At 59.9% G+C, this 15387-nt stretch carries 15 protein-coding genes and 1 other RNA gene; 4 read left to right on the top strand and 12 right to left on the bottom strand.

Going from position 1 to position 15387, the window contains the following annotated elements:
- The first annotated feature begins 1200 nt into the window (after nt 1-1200).
- On the top strand, nt 1201-2763 hold the full coding sequence (locus IG617_RS08470) for a 2-isopropylmalate synthase (protein ID WP_192108789.1): 1563 nt from the start codon (nt 1201-1203) through the stop codon (nt 2761-2763).
- Nucleotides 2764-2858: 95 nt separating this feature from the next.
- Here the strand turns inward: IG617_RS08470 and IG617_RS08465 are convergent, their stop codons facing one another.
- The 3 genes from IG617_RS08465 to miaA form a co-directional block, all read right to left on the bottom strand.
- Nucleotides 2859-3296, bottom strand: a complete 438-nt coding sequence (locus tag IG617_RS08465; RefSeq protein WP_192108788.1) for a GFA family protein — start codon at nt 3294-3296, stop codon at nt 2859-2861.
- A 135-nt stretch (nt 3297-3431) separates the two neighbouring features.
- The gene (locus IG617_RS08460; protein WP_192108787.1) at nt 3432-3974 is read right to left on the bottom strand and encodes a GNAT family N-acetyltransferase; all 543 of its coding nucleotides are present in this window, start codon (nt 3972-3974) and stop codon (nt 3432-3434) included.
- A 196-nt stretch (nt 3975-4170) separates the two neighbouring features.
- Nucleotides 4171-5142 carry a tRNA (adenosine(37)-N6)-dimethylallyltransferase MiaA gene (miaA, locus tag IG617_RS08455; RefSeq protein WP_338109958.1) on the bottom strand — a complete coding sequence of 324 codons (972 nt, stop codon included), beginning with the start codon at nt 5140-5142 and terminating at the stop codon, nt 4171-4173.
- Between miaA and serB the strand changes: the two genes are divergently transcribed.
- Nucleotides 5126-6016 carry a phosphoserine phosphatase SerB gene (serB, locus tag IG617_RS08450; protein ID WP_192108786.1) on the top strand — a complete coding sequence of 297 codons (891 nt, stop codon included), beginning with the start codon at nt 5126-5128 and terminating at the stop codon, nt 6014-6016. The two genes, miaA and serB, sit on opposite strands and share 17 nt — an antisense overlap.
- Before the next feature lie 77 nt (nt 6017-6093).
- On the opposite strand, the gene IG617_RS08445 is transcribed toward serB, so the two are convergent.
- The 9 genes from IG617_RS08445 to IG617_RS08405 all read right to left on the bottom strand — a co-directional run bounded on the left by IG617_RS08445 (nt 6094) and on the right by IG617_RS08405 (nt 14041).
- Complete coding sequence (locus tag IG617_RS08445; protein ID WP_192108785.1) at nt 6094-7569, bottom strand: Do family serine endopeptidase; 1476 nt, start codon at nt 7567-7569, stop codon at nt 6094-6096.
- Between the two features lie 140 nt (nt 7570-7709).
- Nucleotides 7710-7895, bottom strand: coding sequence for a DUF2065 domain-containing protein (locus IG617_RS08440; RefSeq protein ID WP_192108784.1), 186 nt, complete (start codon nt 7893-7895; stop codon nt 7710-7712).
- Entirely contained in the window at nt 7892-8809 is a 918-nt protein-coding gene (gene hflC / locus IG617_RS08435) for a protease modulator HflC (protein WP_192108783.1), read from the bottom strand. The genes IG617_RS08440 and hflC overlap by 4 nt, the downstream gene beginning before the upstream one ends.
- Complete coding sequence (gene hflK / locus IG617_RS08430; protein WP_192108782.1) at nt 8809-9999, bottom strand: FtsH protease activity modulator HflK; 1191 nt, start codon at nt 9997-9999, stop codon at nt 8809-8811. The genes hflC and hflK overlap by 1 nt, the downstream gene beginning before the upstream one ends.
- Before the next feature lie 226 nt (nt 10000-10225).
- The gene (locus tag IG617_RS08425) at nt 10226-10750 is read right to left on the bottom strand and encodes a GNAT family N-acetyltransferase (RefSeq protein WP_192108781.1); all 525 of its coding nucleotides are present in this window, start codon (nt 10748-10750) and stop codon (nt 10226-10228) included.
- A gap of 38 nt (nt 10751-10788) precedes the next feature.
- The gene (locus IG617_RS08420; RefSeq protein ID WP_192108780.1) at nt 10789-11634 is read right to left on the bottom strand and encodes a universal stress protein; all 846 of its coding nucleotides are present in this window, start codon (nt 11632-11634) and stop codon (nt 10789-10791) included.
- Nucleotides 11635-11782: 148 nt separating this feature from the next.
- The gene (locus IG617_RS08415; RefSeq protein ID WP_192108779.1) at nt 11783-12295 is read right to left on the bottom strand and encodes a dihydrofolate reductase; all 513 of its coding nucleotides are present in this window, start codon (nt 12293-12295) and stop codon (nt 11783-11785) included.
- Nucleotides 12296-12317: 22 nt separating this feature from the next.
- Complete coding sequence (locus IG617_RS08410; protein WP_338109957.1) at nt 12318-13214, bottom strand: DMT family transporter; 897 nt, start codon at nt 13212-13214, stop codon at nt 12318-12320.
- Nucleotides 13215-13246: 32 nt separating this feature from the next.
- A complete protein-coding gene (locus tag IG617_RS08405; protein WP_192109135.1) occupies nt 13247-14041 on the bottom strand; it encodes a thymidylate synthase in 795 nt (264 codons plus the stop codon).
- Nucleotides 14042-14232: 191 nt separating this feature from the next.
- Here IG617_RS08405 and ssrA point away from each other — a divergent pair.
- Nucleotides 14233-14601: a transfer-messenger RNA gene (ssrA, locus tag IG617_RS08400) on the top strand.
- A 193-nt stretch (nt 14602-14794) separates the two neighbouring features.
- Nucleotides 14795-15367: an SspB family protein gene (locus IG617_RS08395; protein WP_192108778.1), complete on the top strand. Its 573-nt coding sequence runs from the start codon at nt 14795-14797 to the stop codon at nt 15365-15367.
- Nucleotides 15368-15387: the final 20 nt, after the last annotated feature.

Raw genomic sequence — 15387 nt, 5'->3', positions numbered from 1 at the left:
CAACGCGGAGATCCGGGATCCTGTGTGTTGGAAGTGTGTTTAGATGCTTGCGGGCGGGAGGCTGTAGGGATCCTGGTCTTTAAGACCGCTTACTGGCCCAGCCCCCGCCCGCTTCAAAACACACTTCCAACACACAGGATCCCTGCCTGCGCAGGGAAGGCAAAGAGAGCGGGAAACCGAGCTTATCCCCCATTCGGGCAGGGATAGACCCCTCGCAAGGCATTGAAAAAACACCCACAGCCTATGAATAGCCGAAACTTATCCTCCCTGGCCGGACCTGTCGTATCATCGCTCCCGTTCCTGCCATCACGGGGCCGAGTGCAGACCGTGCGTTCGCGGTGGTGGGGACCGGGTTTCGAGGATGAGGTCTGGTGGAACGGACCAGCCCCTATCCGGTGACTGGCAGCTTGGACCTGCAGCGGGGAGTGACGCGGTAGATCTCAGGCGCGTTTCGTGTCTGGCAAACCGGAGGACGCTCTACTTCCGGCGCGCAGAAAAGAGAAAGACGCAAGTTCAGTCATTTGGGACACGAAATCTGGGCAGGCGTAACGGCCTTGTCATATCCCAACTTCCCAACCAACGCCCGGCAAGTCCGGAGCGCCTGCCATCCCGTTGAACGGGAGAACCAAACAGCCAAAACGCCGGGGAGACATCCTGCGGCGAGATTGGTGCTGGGTCGCTTTTCTGTGCAGGTCAGGATGGAGAACCAGGCCTCCTTGCATAACGACCTCTCCCATCACGCCCGCATCCGTGCGCTCAACTGGTCTCGACACATCCAGACCAGCGATGAAGGCGGGCGGAATCAACCTTGCGTCAATCCTCTTGCATCCTTTTGCCCGATCCCCTAAAACCTCGTCATTAACGCTCAAGTCACATTTCTGCGGCACGATTCTGAATTGACCAGTTAGCGCCAAAGACACTGTGGCAACAGACAAGGCCAGAGACCCCCGATGATCGCATCGTGCGACATGACCGGCATCTCCAGCGACGCGCACTCCCCGCGCGGCGGCCTTATCCTAATTGGCGACCTCCTTCTACTTAGATGCCCCTGAGCGTCGGCTGATCCGTATTTGACGGAACGGACACTTGGGGGATGAAGCGCATTTACCAGATCAAGAACTCATGATCGCGCGCCGTGCCCGAGGACAGAGCTGAACAAGCCCCTCACCGGCAGCGGATCTTCAAGGAAGGACCAGACCGATGACCGCCTCTCAGACCGCAGACAAAGACCAGGTCTTCATTTTCGACACCACCTTGCGCGACGGCGAGCAGTCGCCCGGCGCCTCCATGACCCTGGACGAAAAGCTCCAGATCGCCGATATCCTCGACGAAATGGGCGTTGACATCATCGAGGCGGGCTTCCCGATTGCCTCAAATGGTGACTTTGAGGCCGTCAGCGAAATCGCCAAACAGGCCAAGACCTCTGTGATCGCAGGTCTCGCACGTGCCATTCACGCCGACATCGACCGCTGCGCCGAAGCTGTGAAACACGCCGAAAAGGGCCGCATTCACACCTTTGTCTCCACCTCGCCGATCCATCTGCAGTTCCAGATGAACAAGACCGAGGAACAGGTGCTCGACATCATCACCGACACGGTGACCCGCGCGCGCAACCTGATCGGCGATGTGGAATGGTCGGCGATGGACGCAACCCGCACACCGATCGACTACCTCTGCCGCTGTGTGGAAGCGGCGATCAAATGCGGTGCGACCACCATCAACCTGCCGGACACGGTCGGCTATGCGACCCCCGACGAATACAAGAAGATGTTCGCCGACATCATCGAGCGGGTGCCGAATTCCGACAAGGCAATCTTCTCGGTCCATTGCCACGATGACCTCGGCCTGGCAGTCGCCAACTCCCTGGCCGGTGTGGCCGGCGGCGCGCGCCAGATCGAATGCACCATCAACGGCCTGGGAGAGCGGGCTGGCAACGCAGCGCTGGAAGCCATTGTCATGGCCATCCGCACCCGTTCAGACGCCTTGCCCTATGCCTCCAATGTGGATCCGAAATTCCTGACCCGCGCGTCCAAACTGGTCGCCGGGGCGTCAGGCTTTGCCGTTCAGCACAACAAGGCCATCGTCGGCAAGAATGCCTTCGCCCATGAGAGCGGCATTCACCAGGACGGCATGCTGAAGAACGCCGAGACCTATGAGATCATGCGTCCCGAAGATGTTGGCGTGAAGGCCACGTCTCTGGTCATGGGCAAGCACTCCGGCCGCCATGCGTTCAAGGACAAGCTGAAGGAATTGGGTTACGAGTTGGGCGACAACGCCTTGCAGGATGCGTTCCGGCGCTTCAAGGATCTCGCCGACCGCAAGAAGCACGTTTATGACGAGGACATTGAGGCCTTGGTCGAGGACGAGATCTCCATCGCCGGCGAGAACACCAAGGTCATCGCCCTGACCGTCATTGCCGGGACAGGTGGTCCGCAGAAGGCGATCCTGACCATGGATATCGACGGCAGGCACGAGACCCGCGAAGCCACGGGCGACGGCCCGGTCGATGCCACCTTCAACGCCATCAAGGCGATCGTGCCCCATGAGGCGACCCTGCAGCTCTATCAGGTGCATGCCGTCACCGAAGGCACCGACGCCCAGGCGGAAGTCTCCGTTCGTCTGGAAGCCGACGGCCGGATCGCAACCGGCAAGGGTGCCGACACGGATACGCTGGTCGCTTCCGCCAGAGCCTATGTCTCTGCCATGAACAAGCTCGCCATGCGCCAGCAGACCGGAAACCCGGGCGCACTGAAGGCGAGCTGAGCTAAATCCGCGGTGGCCTATGCGGCCACCACGGCCCTCCAAGACCTCTAAGGCCGTGCACTGCGGGTCGGGACCAGCAGTCTTTTCTGCATCGCCTAGGAGCTTTGCTTGAGCTTGTCACGTGAACTGCTCGAGAACCTGGGCAGGTCGTCCTTGATACAAAGCCAATCCGGCCGCGCCTCATCGTGGGCATGCATCTGCGGCGACAACGCATCGATCTGATCCAGCAAACCAAGTGAGATGTAGGTCTGGCCCGGCAGGTAATCATAGCTGCCTGCTATGGGAGATCCGCAGCTTCCGCAAAATGTCCTTGTCACGCCAGGGTTCGCCGTGACCTTTTGCAGGACATCGGATGAAATCGTCACTGCACTGGCATCAAAGGCCGCAAACGCCGAGACAGGTGCCCCCGTCACACGGCGGCAGTCCGTGCAATGGCAATAGGCAATCGCACTGGGCTGCGCATTGGCAGAGATTGTCGAGGCTCCGCAATAACAACGGCCCGTAATCGGCGGTGAAGAATCGGTCTCGCTCATGGCCGTCCGTCGCCAGGGTTCCGAACCTGAAACAAAGTTCGCCTTCATCGACATAAGCCTATACGGGTTTTTCAGCGTACACAGCTTCCGGTGCCCGCAATCGTGAGACGGAACGCCCGAAAACTGGCTTGGCCCTCAGGCGCTCACCAGATAGGAGCGCAGGGACGGGCTGAGAAGCTGGAAGACGTCGCAGGGCATGTCCTCGATCCGTCGGCTTTCGCGGTAGACGAAACCGAGATCCTGAACCGTGCTGCGGGCATTGCGGTCGTCCGTGCGAACAGGCACGACGATATGGGAGAAATAGGTGTTCTCGAAGAACCAGTCGATCAGCTCCCGGCTCACCTTCAGCGTCAGATCGCCGTGCTTGGCGCAAGCGTCCTTGGAAAAACACCAGCGCATGGCGATTTCCGAGGTTTCCTCGAGGGGCGAAAAGCCGGCCCAGCCCAGGAACGTGTTGTTTTCATCCGTTACCTTGAACGCACTGAGACCGTGGCGTTCCTGGTCTGCCAAAGTGTCGTCAAGAAAGGTCGACACCTTGTCGAGCGACCAGGCACCATGGACAGAGGAAAGATAGCGGTGAACCGCGGGGTCCGCATGGAGATCCGCCAGCAACGACAGATCGGTGGCGGACAAAGGCGTGAGCCTGACCCCTTCCGTATCAATGACGATATGCTGCAAATGAGCCTCCCTGAAGCGCTGATCCGTTCCAGATCAATTACGGGAAGCCCTAACTCAAGATTGTGAAGGGACCAAGGCAACAAGGTCTAATTTCACGCCTGAACTTGGAAAATCCGTGCTTATACGGACATTTAGCGCGGGAAATCCACAGTGCGATGCACAATCCCTGATTGGCACTGCATCATAGGTAGTCCTGTCAGGTATGTTGTAGTTGGCTCGCCAGATCCCCGGTATTTGAAGCGGCCGGATCCAGTCGCCTCCAGTCTGCCATCTGATTGCGGAACCAGGTTTCCTGCCGCTTGGCATACTGGCGGGTCGCGATGGTCAGGCGCTGCGCCGCCTCTTCCAGGTCACACGCGCCAGACAAAAACTCCGCCACCTCCTTGACGCCAATGGCCCGCATGGCAGGCACGCTGTTCGGCAGGCCAAGCTCCAACAGCGCTCGAACTTCTGCGATGCCCGCGTCCGACAACATCATCCCTGCCCGCTTTTCAATCCGCGCATGAAGCCAGGAGCGGGGCGGTGCCAGAACAATGCGAAGAGCCTCATCCGGCCGGATCAGGGGCGCGCTTTGCGCCTCTGCCTGCCAATCCGAAACGCTCTTGCCGGTCGAACGCACAACCTCCAGCGCCCTTGTCAGCCTTTGCAGATCCTGGAGTGTCTCGGCGCCAACTGGATCGAGTGGTGTCAGCGCAGCAACCACAGCTTCGACGCCGCCGTCGTCCGCCAGCTGTCGACAGCTGCTGCGAATCTCCGGATCAATCTCGGGAATTTCCGCAAAGCCCTCGGTCAACGCCTTGAAATAAAGCCCGGTGCCGCCAACGAGAATGGGCAATTTGCCTACGGCGCGCACTGCATCCAGTTCCACGGCCATCATGCGCAGCCATTCGCCCGTCGAAAAGGCGATTTCGGCGCCAAGAACCCCGTAAAGCCGGTGCGGAGCAAGGGCGAGATCTTCGGCCGGCGGGCGGGCCGTGATGATCGACAGCTCGCGATAAAGCTGCATGGAATCGGCGTTGATCACGACACCATTCCATCGGCGAGCCAATTCAATGGCCAAAGCCGACTTGCCGCTGGCGGTCGCTCCGGCTATCAGAACCGCGCGGTGCCCGTTTGCGGGCGACACATCCTTCTCACTCAAGGTCGCGCTCATGTCCTTTGTCGCCACATTCGTTTCCAATCCGACGCGCCCGGCTGTCGACGACGCCCTGATGGCGCGCGTCGGCTCCTGTCTCGAAGGCGCCGGCAACCCGTCAACGCTCAGCGCCGGCGTTGCCGCCGAGGTCACCTTTGCCGGGCCTGATCCCGTCGCAGCCGAGACCAGCTTGCGCCAGGCCCTCGGCGAGGCTCCCGTCGACGTCTTTGTGCAACCCATCGAAGGCAGGCGCAAGCATCTCCTGATCGCGGACATGGATTCCACCATGATCCGCCAGGAATGCATCGACGAACTGGCTGCCGAACTTGGTCTGAAGGACAAGATCTCCGAGATCACGGAACGGGCCATGCGCGGCGAGATCGAATTCGAGCCGGCCTTGCGTGAACGGGTCGCCCTGCTCAAGGGGCTGCCGGTCGATGCCATCGAAAAGGTCCTGCGCGAACGGATCCAGCTGATGCCCGGCGGGCGCACACTGATCCAGACCATGAAAGCCAACGGCGCCTATTGCGCGCTTGTTTCCGGCGGCTTCACTCATTTCACCCGTGCCATCGCCGCGCTGATCGGCTTTGACGAAAACCAGGCCAATCTGCTTCTTGAAGAAAACGGCCTGCTGAGCGGACGGGTGCAGGAGCCGATCCTGGGCCGCGATGCCAAGCGCCAGCGGCTCGAGGAACTCGTGGCCGAGAAGAACCTGGACTTCAGCCAGACGCTAGCGGTCGGTGATGGGGCCAACGACCTGGCGATGATCGAAAAGGCCGGCCTTGGCATTGCCTATCGCGCCAAGCCAGCCGTTGCAGCCGCTGCCGACGCCCGCGTCGACCATGGCGACCTGACCGCCCTGCTCTACTTGCAAGGCTATGCCCAGGCCGATTTCTCGCTGAGCTGAACCAAGCACTTCATTTAAACGAAAAAGGGCGGCCCGATCGGACCGCCCTTTTCTGTTTGTTCAAGCGTGCGCGAAGATCACTCTTCGATGCGCACCGGTACGAAGCGAAGTTCGCCTGTCTGGTTGGACAGCAGCAGCAGAGCGGAGCGGCGTCCGTCTTCCTTCAGCTTCTCGACCTGCTCAATGACGTCCTCCGGCGTTGCCACCGGCTCCTGCGCCACTTCCTTGATCACATCGCCAGCCTGAACACGCTTTTCTTCAGCGGAACTGCCCGGCGCGACCTGCTTGACGACAACCCCGGTAACATCTTCCTCGATGCCGAATTCTTCGCGCGCCGCGTCATCGATTTCGGCCAGGATCATCCCCAGCACTTCTTTCTGTTCAGGCGCATCCGTCTCGCCAGCTTCGCCCTCTTCCTCGTCGGTTTCGGCAGCAGCGACCTCTTCCAGACGTCCAAGGGTGACCTGCAGCGTGACTTCCTCTCCCTTGCGCAGAACCAGCACATCAACGGCCTTGCCGATTGCCGTTTCAGCGACCATACGCGGTAACTCGCGCATGGTTTCGACTTCCTGTCCGTCGAACTCGAGGATCACGTCACCCGGCTCGATTTCCGCAGCAGCGGCCGGGCCATCGTCGGACACGCCTGCCACCAGCGCGCCATAGGCTTCATCCATGCCAAGGCTTTCGGCAATCTCGTCGGTGACTTCCTGAATACGCACGCCCAGCCACCCGCGGCGCGTCTCGCCGAACTCGCGCAGCTGCGCGATCACGCGAGTTGCGGTCTTCGCCGGAATGGCAAAGCCGATACCGATGGACCCGCCCGAAGGAGAAATGATCGCCGTGTTGATGCCGATCACATTGCCGTCCATGTCGAACAGCGGACCACCCGAGTTGCCCCGGTTGATGGAGGCATCCGTCTGGATGAAATTGTCGTAAGGGCCGGAGTTGATGTCCCGGTTCTGCGCCGACACGATCCCGACGGTCACGGTGCCGCCAAGGCCGAAGGGATTGCCGATGGCCATAACCCAGTCGCCAACGCGAATGGCGTCGCTGTCGCCGAAGCTGACATCCTTCAGAGGCGTTTCCGGCGTGACCTTGAGAACCGCAATGTCGGTCTTTTCGTCGGTGCCGATCAGCTCGGCCTTGAGCTTCGTGCCGTCATTGAAGTTGGCGGTGATCTCGTCCGCACCTTCAATGACATGGTTGTTGGTGATGATGATGCCGGCCGTACCGTCGATCACAAAGCCGGAGCCGAGCGACTGAACGCGCCGGGCGCGGTCTTCACCCTTGTTCTGCTTGTTGAAGAACTCTTCGAAGAATTCCTGGAAAGGCGAGCCGTCCGGAACCTGCGGCATCGGCACGGAGCGCTGCGCCTGCACGGTCTGCGAGGTGGAAATGTTCACCACGGCATCGCCAAGGCTCTCCGCCAGATCGGCGACGGAAACCGGACCTTGTGCATTTGCAACCGCAGCCGGTTGCAAGGAAACGGCACTGCCGAGCATGGCCGCAACGGCCATGGATCTCACATTGCGGCGAAAGAACTGGAAAGCCATTGGCCTATATCCTCCATCCCTGACGGATCGGTGTGGGCAGCGGACGCCGCCCTTAATCTCAAACCTGAGCTTATACATTTTAATGGCGCAGACGAGCCCTGGAAGGCCCCTCTGCGCCACATTTGCGTTATCCGCAGAGCTTATCCCCGCACGACCCACACCAGAACCACACCAAGTGCCAGCGCTACGAGGCCGGCAATCCGGAGGGTCTGGTCAGATGTCTGCAGGGCAGACCGCATCATGGACTTCATTCCGCCCGGTGCCAGCGCATAGAGGGTTCCCTCCATCGCCAGCACCAGGCCAAGGGCCACGATCAGGTCGTTCATTGCGCGGCAGGAGCCTGCAAACGCGCACCAGAGCTACCTTCTGCATTTCCATCGGCACCCATCGGGTCGTTGAAGTACCGGAAGAAGCTGGAATCCGGCGACAGAACCAGGCTGGTGTCTCCCTGACGAAGACCAGCTTCATAGGCCTGCATGGACCGATAGAAAGCGAAGAAATCCGGATCAACGCCATAGGCGTCAGCGAAGATCTTGTTCCGCTCCGCGTCACCGACACCGCGCATGATTTCAGCATCACGCTTGGCTTCAGCAACCAGAACCGTCGCGTTGCGATCAGCACGTGAGCGAATGCGGCGGGCCTGTTCTTCACCCTGCGCACGCAGCTCAGTCGCTTCACGCTGACGTTCGGTCTGCATCCGGGCGTAAATCGCCTGAGAGTTGGCTTCCGGCAAATCCGCACGGCGAATTTTGACGTCGACCACTTCAATGCCCAGCTCAGATGCGCTGTTGCTGACATCGCGGCGGATGTTTTCCATCAGGCCCGAACGATTGTCGCGCACGACAGCCGTGAAGGACGCCTTTGCAAGCTCCGACCGAAGCGAAGACTGCAGGAACGTCGACAGACGCTGATTGGCTTCACGAATGTTGTTCACACGCTGGAAGAACAGCACCGGATCAGAGATCTTGTAACGTGCAAATGCATCGACCACGAGGCGCTTCTTGTCGGAAGCAATTGCTTCCACAGGCGGCATGTTCAAATCAAGAATGCGCTTGTCGAGATAGACCACATTCTGGAACGGAGCCGGCAGCTTGAAGTTCAGGCCCGGTTCGGTCACGACCTTGTCGATCTTACCGAATGTCAGGACGAGAGCCTGCTGGGTCGGATTGACGATGAACACGCACGCATAGAGGCCGATGGCCACGATGGCGAGGAATACGGCAAGAATACCACTACGCATTACTGGGTCCCTCCGGTACGGCCGGACTGTGCGGCACCACGTGACGTCAGCTCATTCAGCGGCAGGTATGGCACAACGCCATCACCCGCAGCCTTGCTGTCGATGATGATCTTGTTGTTCGCCCCGAGAACCTTTTCCAGAGTTTCCAGATAAAGGCGTTCGCGAGTCACATCAGGAGCATTCTTGTACTGCTCATAGACCTGCGTGAAGCGCTGCGACTGACCGGTTGCCTCGGCAACTGTCTGATCACGGTAGGCGTTGGCTGCTTCCGTGACCCGGGCAGCTTCACCACGAGCTTCCGGGACAACCCGGTTGGCGTAGGACTGGGCCTCGTTCTGAATACGCTCCTGGTCGGCACGGGCCGCCTGAACGTCGCGGAACGAGTCGATGACCTGCTGCGGCGGATCCACCTTCTGCATCTGCACTTCGGTGATCTCAATACCTGCCAAATACATGTCGAGGGTCGTCTGCATCAGCTCATCAACGCTGTTCTGGATCGACACCCGGTTTTCGGTCAGAATCGCATCGATGTTCGATTCCCCGACAACCTCGCGCATGGCGCTCTCGGCAACGGCTTTCACCGTCCCCTCAGGGTTCTGGATGTTGAACAGATAGTTTGCGATGCCTTCTCGGGTGTTCTTGATACGCCACTGAACCTTGAAGCCAACATCGACGATGTTTTCATCACCGGTCAGCATCAGACTTTCCTGAGGCACATCACGCGTCGAAACCGAGCTGCCGCGGACGATTTCTTCCACGCCAACTGTAAGCTCGCGCTGGCGCTCGACCTGCGGCTTGTAAACTTCGCCGATCGGATAAGGCCAGTTGTAGTTCAGGCCAGGAGCGGTCTGATCGGTGACCTTGCCGAGCACAAGCTCGACGCCGACTTCGCCCTGATCCACCCGGTAAAGACCGGTGAACATCCAGACAACGACAACCACGGCAATCACCAGCATGACGCCAAGGATACCAAGGCCGCCGCCGCCACCGCCCGGCAGGACGTTTTTCATGCGGTCCTGCGTACGCTTCAGCAGCTCTTCCAGGTCCGGCGGCTGATTGCCACCACTCCTGTTGGGACCACCGCCCCACGGACCGCCGTTGTTTCCGCCGCCACCGCCGCCCCATGGGCCGCCGTTATTGCCGCCGCCCTTCCAGGGACCGCCGCCGCCTGACTGATTGCTCCAAGGCATCAAGACTTCCTTTTTCCAAGGTCCCGGCTCTTTTCCGCAGACGAGTGATCGCTGCCCAGAATCCGCCGGGGTTACAGTTTGCCTGTTCTGACTCACCGCAGGTTATAGGGAGGTTACCGAAGGCTTTCAACGCCGAGCCTGCAATCAACCTCCCGAAAAACTGCAGATTTTCTCACATGGCAGGTGGGACGGGCCAACCAAGCTTTCAAGGGCTGATGTGGCGCATTTACACAGCTGTTTCGCTCTGCGAGCCAGCTGCACACCTCATATCCAGATGCCAGATGCCGTCCTCGAGGTAATTCTCCGAAATGCGTGCAAAACCAAAGCTGGCGTAAAACTCCTCCAGATGCGCCTGAGCCGACAGGTTCACCGGGGCGGAGGGCACAGCGGAGCGGCACTTATCAAGGGCCACCTGCATCAGGCTTCGCCCAAGACCCAGCCCCCTGTGAGAGGGCGCGATCACGACGCGGCCGATCCGGCTTGCCTGATTGCCGCCAGCGCTGTCGGCGTCCGCCAGAAACACCCGTAGCGCACCGGCCAGGGCTCCAGTTGCCTGATCCCTCAGAACATAATGCAGGGCATCTGGATCCTGACCGTCGATTTCCGGAAAGGCGCAGTCCTGCTCGACCACGAAGACATCCTGACGCAACTTCAGAAGGTCATGCACGTCACGGCCGCTCAGGTCATCAAATAGAAGCCAGTCCCCTTCGAGGTTCGCCGGGGCGTTTGCAGCAGCGTTTGTGATGGTCATTCAAGATCCTGGATCAGCGTGTTTCAAGTGTATGCTCGTCAATGGGCAAGAAACAGCGGGCACGCGGTCTCTTCAAGCATTTCCCGTGTTGTACCGCCAAGTATCGTCTGGCGCATTCGCGAATGACCATAGGCCCCCATGACGATCAGATCGGCGCCCAGCGTCTTTGCTTCCCGGTTCAGAACCTCGGCGATCGTACTGCCATTGGAAGAGACCTGCCGGACTTCGACCTCGACATCATGACGGGCGAGAACAAGCGCCATGTCCGCGCCCGGGCTTTCACCGTGATCATCCGGCCCTGACACCGGATCCACAAGCAAAAGCGTTACCTTGCCCGCGCCGACCAGAAACGGCATGGCATCCGACAACGCTTCAGCGGCTTCCGCCCTCGAGTTCCAGGCCACAAGAATGTTCTGCCCGACCGTTTGCGGAACGTCAGGTTTCGGCAGGAAAAGCAGGGGACGGCCGCTGTCGAACAGGGCGCCATCAATGGCCTGGCGCTCCACCGTGTTCAGTTCGCCCTCGCCCGAGCGGAGGATCACTGCCAGATCCGAATAGATCGTGTGGCGCGCGACCAGATTGTCTTCACGCGCAACGATGGCCTGATGGGCCCGAACGTCGAAGGAAATCCCTTCCTTCGCCAATGCCGCCTCAACGTCTTCCTGCACCGCCTTCAACGCTGCAGCCCACTCCTCGCCTTCTTCCATCCAGACCTTGGTGTAGCCCGCGCCGCCATAACCATAGAAGGGAAGGCTCGGCACTTCGCCAACGAGCAGCACGGCAAGATGCGCGTCTTGCGTCCTTGCCAGGTCGACAGCGCTTTTGAGCCGGCTTTTCACGTCCTCGGTGAACTCGGCAACGGCCAATATCGTTTTGAAGGACATGTGAGACTCCCGTTCAACAAAAAATGCCAGCAGCTGGCACGGATATGCCAGGACGCAGACCCTAGCATCGTGGGAAAAGCCGACGCTTGTTCTATCTCAAACCGCCTCAAGCAACGACGCACACGAGCCTGCCCCGAGGGACCAATTCCTAGGAAGTCTTGCGACGGTAAGAGACGAAATCGAAATCGGCGCTGTCCCGTTCGGTTCTCTCGCCCGGGACCCGTGACACCTCTTCCCAAACTGAGGGATCGATTGGCGGGAAATGCGTGTCGCCATCGGGTTCAGCCTGCACCTCTGTGATTTCGAGCTGCTCGGCCAGATCCATCGCCAGCTTGTAGATCTGACCGCCGCCGATGATGGCGACCTGATCGACGCCCAGTTCAAGCGCCTTCGTCTCGGCCAATTCAACGGCAGCGTCCAGCGATGACACGACCTCGACGCCCTCCGCTTCAAAGCCCTCATCCCGCGTGATTACGATGTGCGGACGGCCCGGCAGCAAGCCCGGCAGGGACTGGAACGTCCGCCTGCCCATGATCATCGGCTTGCCAAGCGTCAGCGCCTTGAAGTGCTTGAGGTCCGAAGAGATCTTCCAGGGCATGTCATTGTCTGCCCCGATGATCCCGTTGCGCGCCACGGCCGCGATCATCATGATGTCAGGCATTCGGCCTCCAGTCTTGTCCAAGTTACGCCGCCTTGCGGGTGCCGCGCCAAAGAATAAACAATCCCGATGCAACGATCAGGACGCAGCCCGCCACCATCCAGGCATCAAGCCTTTCGTCAAAGACGAAAACACCCAGTCCGACGCCGAACAGAAGCCGGAAATAGCGGAAGGGCGTGACGGCAGAAACCTGTCCGGTGCGCATCGCTTTCATCAGGGCACTGTACGCCAGAACACCAGCCGTCACGACCGCCAGCAGCGACAGACTGGCCGCAGGGCTCGGCATCACAAGCGCCCGCCCCTCCCACAGATGGAAAACACCTCCCGCCACCGCAATGGTCACGAAGCCATAGAATCCCAGCACATTTGTACTGATGGACGCAGGCGCAGCCCGGCTGGAAAGGTCGCGTCCGGCAAAGCCCAGCATTCCGACAACTGCCAGGATCGACAAGGCAGAGAACGCCTCGGCGCCCGGACGCAAGACAATCATCACACCGATCAGGCCGACGATGATGGCTGTCCAGCGGCGCCAGCCCACGGTCTCACCGAATATCAGGGCAGCACCCAGGATGACCACGATCGGCGTTGCCTGCAGGATGGCCGTGGCCGAAGACAGGGGCGTCAGAGCCAGCGCGACAACATAGAAAAGCCGGCCGATGAACTCGAACACGAAGCGGATCAGCATTGGCGGCGATGTGACGTCGCGATTGGCCAGTCTCTCGCCCCTCAGGCGCGCAAGCACAGCGAAGACAAAGGCTCCGCAGCCTCCCATCAGGAGCAGGATTTCGGCGACTGGCAGCTCGGCGGCAGCGCCCTTCAGAAAGGCATCCTCCAGCGCGAACGCCGCCATCGCGCCAACCATCCACAGGCTGCCGAGCAGGTTCCCGCGCCGGTCGGTGTGGATGGTGTCGGGAAGGCTCACCGAATGTCCCGTCGAAGGATCAGACACCGGCGTCAAACAGCAATCGGCGCGGCAATATGCGGATGCGGGTCGTAATCCGAGAGCGTGAAGTCGTCATATTTGAACGCGAAGAGATCGCTCACATCCGGGTTCAACGTCATGACCGGCAGGGCCCGTGGCGTGCGCGTCAGCTGTTCGCGGGCTTGATCGAAGTGATTGGCGTAAAGATGCGCATCTCCAAGCGTATGCACGAAGTCGCCCGGTTTCAGCCCCGTCACTTGTGCTACCATCATGGTCAGAAGCGCGTAGGACGCGATGTTGAAGGGCACGCCCAGAAAGACATCCGCCGAGCGCTGATAGAGCTGACAGGAAAGTTTCCCGTCGGCCACATAGAACTGAAACAGCGCATGACAGGGCGGCAGCGCCATCTCGTCCACCAGAGCCGGGTTCCAGGCCGACACGATCAGACGGCGGCTTTCCGGCGTTTCCCGGATCATCCGAAGCAGGTTGCTGATCTGGTCGATCGACTGGCCGTCCGGCGCAGGCCATGAGCGCCACTGGTAGCCGTAGACCGGTCCAAGTTCGCCATTCTCGTCGGCCCAATCGTCCCAGATCTTGACGCCATTGTCCTTCAGATAGCCGATGTTGGTGTCGCCGGCGAGAAACCAGAGCAGCTCGTGAATGATCGACCGCAGATGCAGCTTCTTGGTCGTGACCAATGGGAACCCTTCGGACAGGTCAAACCGCATCTGGTGGCCAAAGATCGAACGTGTCCCGGTTCCCGTGCGATCTCCCCGATCAACGCCGGTCTCCAAAATGGTCCGCATGAGGGTGAGATATTGGTCCACGTCGTCCGTCCCGAGGTTTTCTTGCCGCACGTCTGCAGCCTTTTGATCTTGGGTCTATGTCGCAGTCAAGCACAACGATTTGCAAGGCCCATGGCCCGGTTTCAGCGTCTCTGTCCCCTGCTCTTCCAAGCGTCTGAAGCACGCTTCAGGCACCTGGGCAAACGCCGCAATACCCGGCTTTTAGGGCCATACCCCTTTTAATTACGGCCACATAGGACTATATCAAGGATGCTGGTTTTCCGGCTATGGCGATAAATGGACAGTGCAATAAGCCTATCGGACCCGGGGGCGGTACCCGGCGCCTCCACCCAAGCGCACCGCGGCAAGTCAGTCACTTGGTGCGTTTCGGCGGGGGCGAAATAGGATCGACGAGGGTGTAAAGACTGCGCTTTTGCTCGGCATGGTACCACCGATATCGGACCATATCAGTAGTTGCAAATGACAACACTGCTTCGGACATGGCTGTTGCTGCGTAACGCAGTACCGGTAGTCCATTTAAGTCCTTGTGGTTAGCACCGTAAGGCGGGGTTCGGAGGCACCTGGCAACAGAAGCCTCCACTTCATTCCCCCACTTGCCCAGGTACAGGAACCGCTCACAGACGTCAGTTCAGCACCGGATTTCTGTTGTCCATACAAGGACAAACTCGGGAAATCTTTCCGGCTCGGCCATTTGGGTACTTTCCTTTTGCCGCTCCAGCCGTCAAGGTGCTTGGCAGCAAATCCGCGATTCCGACAAGTTTTGACGAAGAGAAGATGGCCGAAGACCTCCTCCGATACGATATCCTCATCCAGGACGCGCTGCGTGGCGCGGTCAAGAAGATCCTCGCCGAAGTCGGCCGCACGGGTCTTCCCGGAGAGCATCATTTCTACATCGCCTTCGACACGACAGCACCTGGTGTGCGCATTTCCAGCCGCCTCAAAGAGCGCTATCCGCAGGAAATGACCATCGTCATGCAGCACCAGTTCTGGGACCTGGCGATCGGCGAACATGCCTTTGAGGTCGGCCTATCCTTCGGCGGTGTCGCAGAAAAACTGCTGGTGCCCTACAGCGCCATCAAGGGTTTCTTTGATCCGTCCGTCCAGTTCGCGCTCGAGTTCGATCCGGGCAAGACCGCTGAAGAACTGCCGGAAGAGCTTCTCGAGGCAGTCGAGGAACTCGCGAAGGCTGAAAAGCTTGCCGAAGATGTGACTTCGGAGGGCGTATCGCCCGTGCAAGATGGCGCCGAAGCAGCCTCTGCGGACAAGCAAGACAGCGGCGACAAGACCCCTGCAGCAGACGGCGGCGGAGACGTTGTTTCCCTCGACGCCTTCCGCAAGAAGACCTGAAGACCAATCAGGGACGCCGG

It is taken from the genome of Roseibium polysiphoniae (assembly GCF_014842925.1).
GTDB lineage: Bacteria > Pseudomonadota > Alphaproteobacteria > Rhizobiales > Stappiaceae > Roseibium > Roseibium polysiphoniae.
The sequence above is the reverse complement of the archived record's forward strand: the minus strand, read 5'-3'. Positions and strand labels throughout refer to the sequence as shown.

What these genes read in the sequence shown, in the direction of transcription:
- hflC (WP_192108783.1), bottom strand. Translation starts at nt 8,809, where the DNA reads ATGCGTAGTGGTATTCTTGCCGTATTCCTCGCCATCGTGGCCATCGGC.
- IG617_RS08395 (WP_192108778.1), top strand. Translation starts at nt 14,795, where the DNA reads ATGGCCGAAGACCTCCTCCGATACGATATCCTCATCCAGGACGCGCTG.
- IG617_RS08415 (WP_192108779.1), bottom strand. Translation starts at nt 12,295, where the DNA reads ATGCCTGACATCATGATGATCGCGGCCGTGGCGCGCAACGGGATCATC.
- IG617_RS08465 (WP_192108788.1), bottom strand. Translation starts at nt 3,296, where the DNA reads ATGAGCGAGACCGATTCTTCACCGCCGATTACGGGCCGTTGTTATTGC.
- IG617_RS08440 (WP_192108784.1), bottom strand. Translation starts at nt 7,895, where the DNA reads ATGAACGACCTGATCGTGGCCCTTGGCCTGGTGCTGGCGATGGAGGGA.
- serB (WP_192108786.1), top strand. Translation starts at nt 5,126, where the DNA reads ATGTCCTTTGTCGCCACATTCGTTTCCAATCCGACGCGCCCGGCTGTC.
- hflK (WP_192108782.1), bottom strand. Translation starts at nt 9,999, where the DNA reads ATGCCTTGGAGCAATCAGTCAGGCGGCGGCGGTCCCTGGAAGGGCGGC.
- IG617_RS08425 (WP_192108781.1), bottom strand. Translation starts at nt 10,750, where the DNA reads ATGACCATCACAAACGCTGCTGCAAACGCCCCGGCGAACCTCGAAGGG.
- IG617_RS08445 (WP_192108785.1), bottom strand. Translation starts at nt 7,569, where the DNA reads ATGGCTTTCCAGTTCTTTCGCCGCAATGTGAGATCCATGGCCGTTGCG.
- IG617_RS08420 (WP_192108780.1), bottom strand. Translation starts at nt 11,634, where the DNA reads ATGTCCTTCAAAACGATATTGGCCGTTGCCGAGTTCACCGAGGACGTG.
- IG617_RS08470 (WP_192108789.1), top strand. Translation starts at nt 1,201, where the DNA reads ATGACCGCCTCTCAGACCGCAGACAAAGACCAGGTCTTCATTTTCGAC.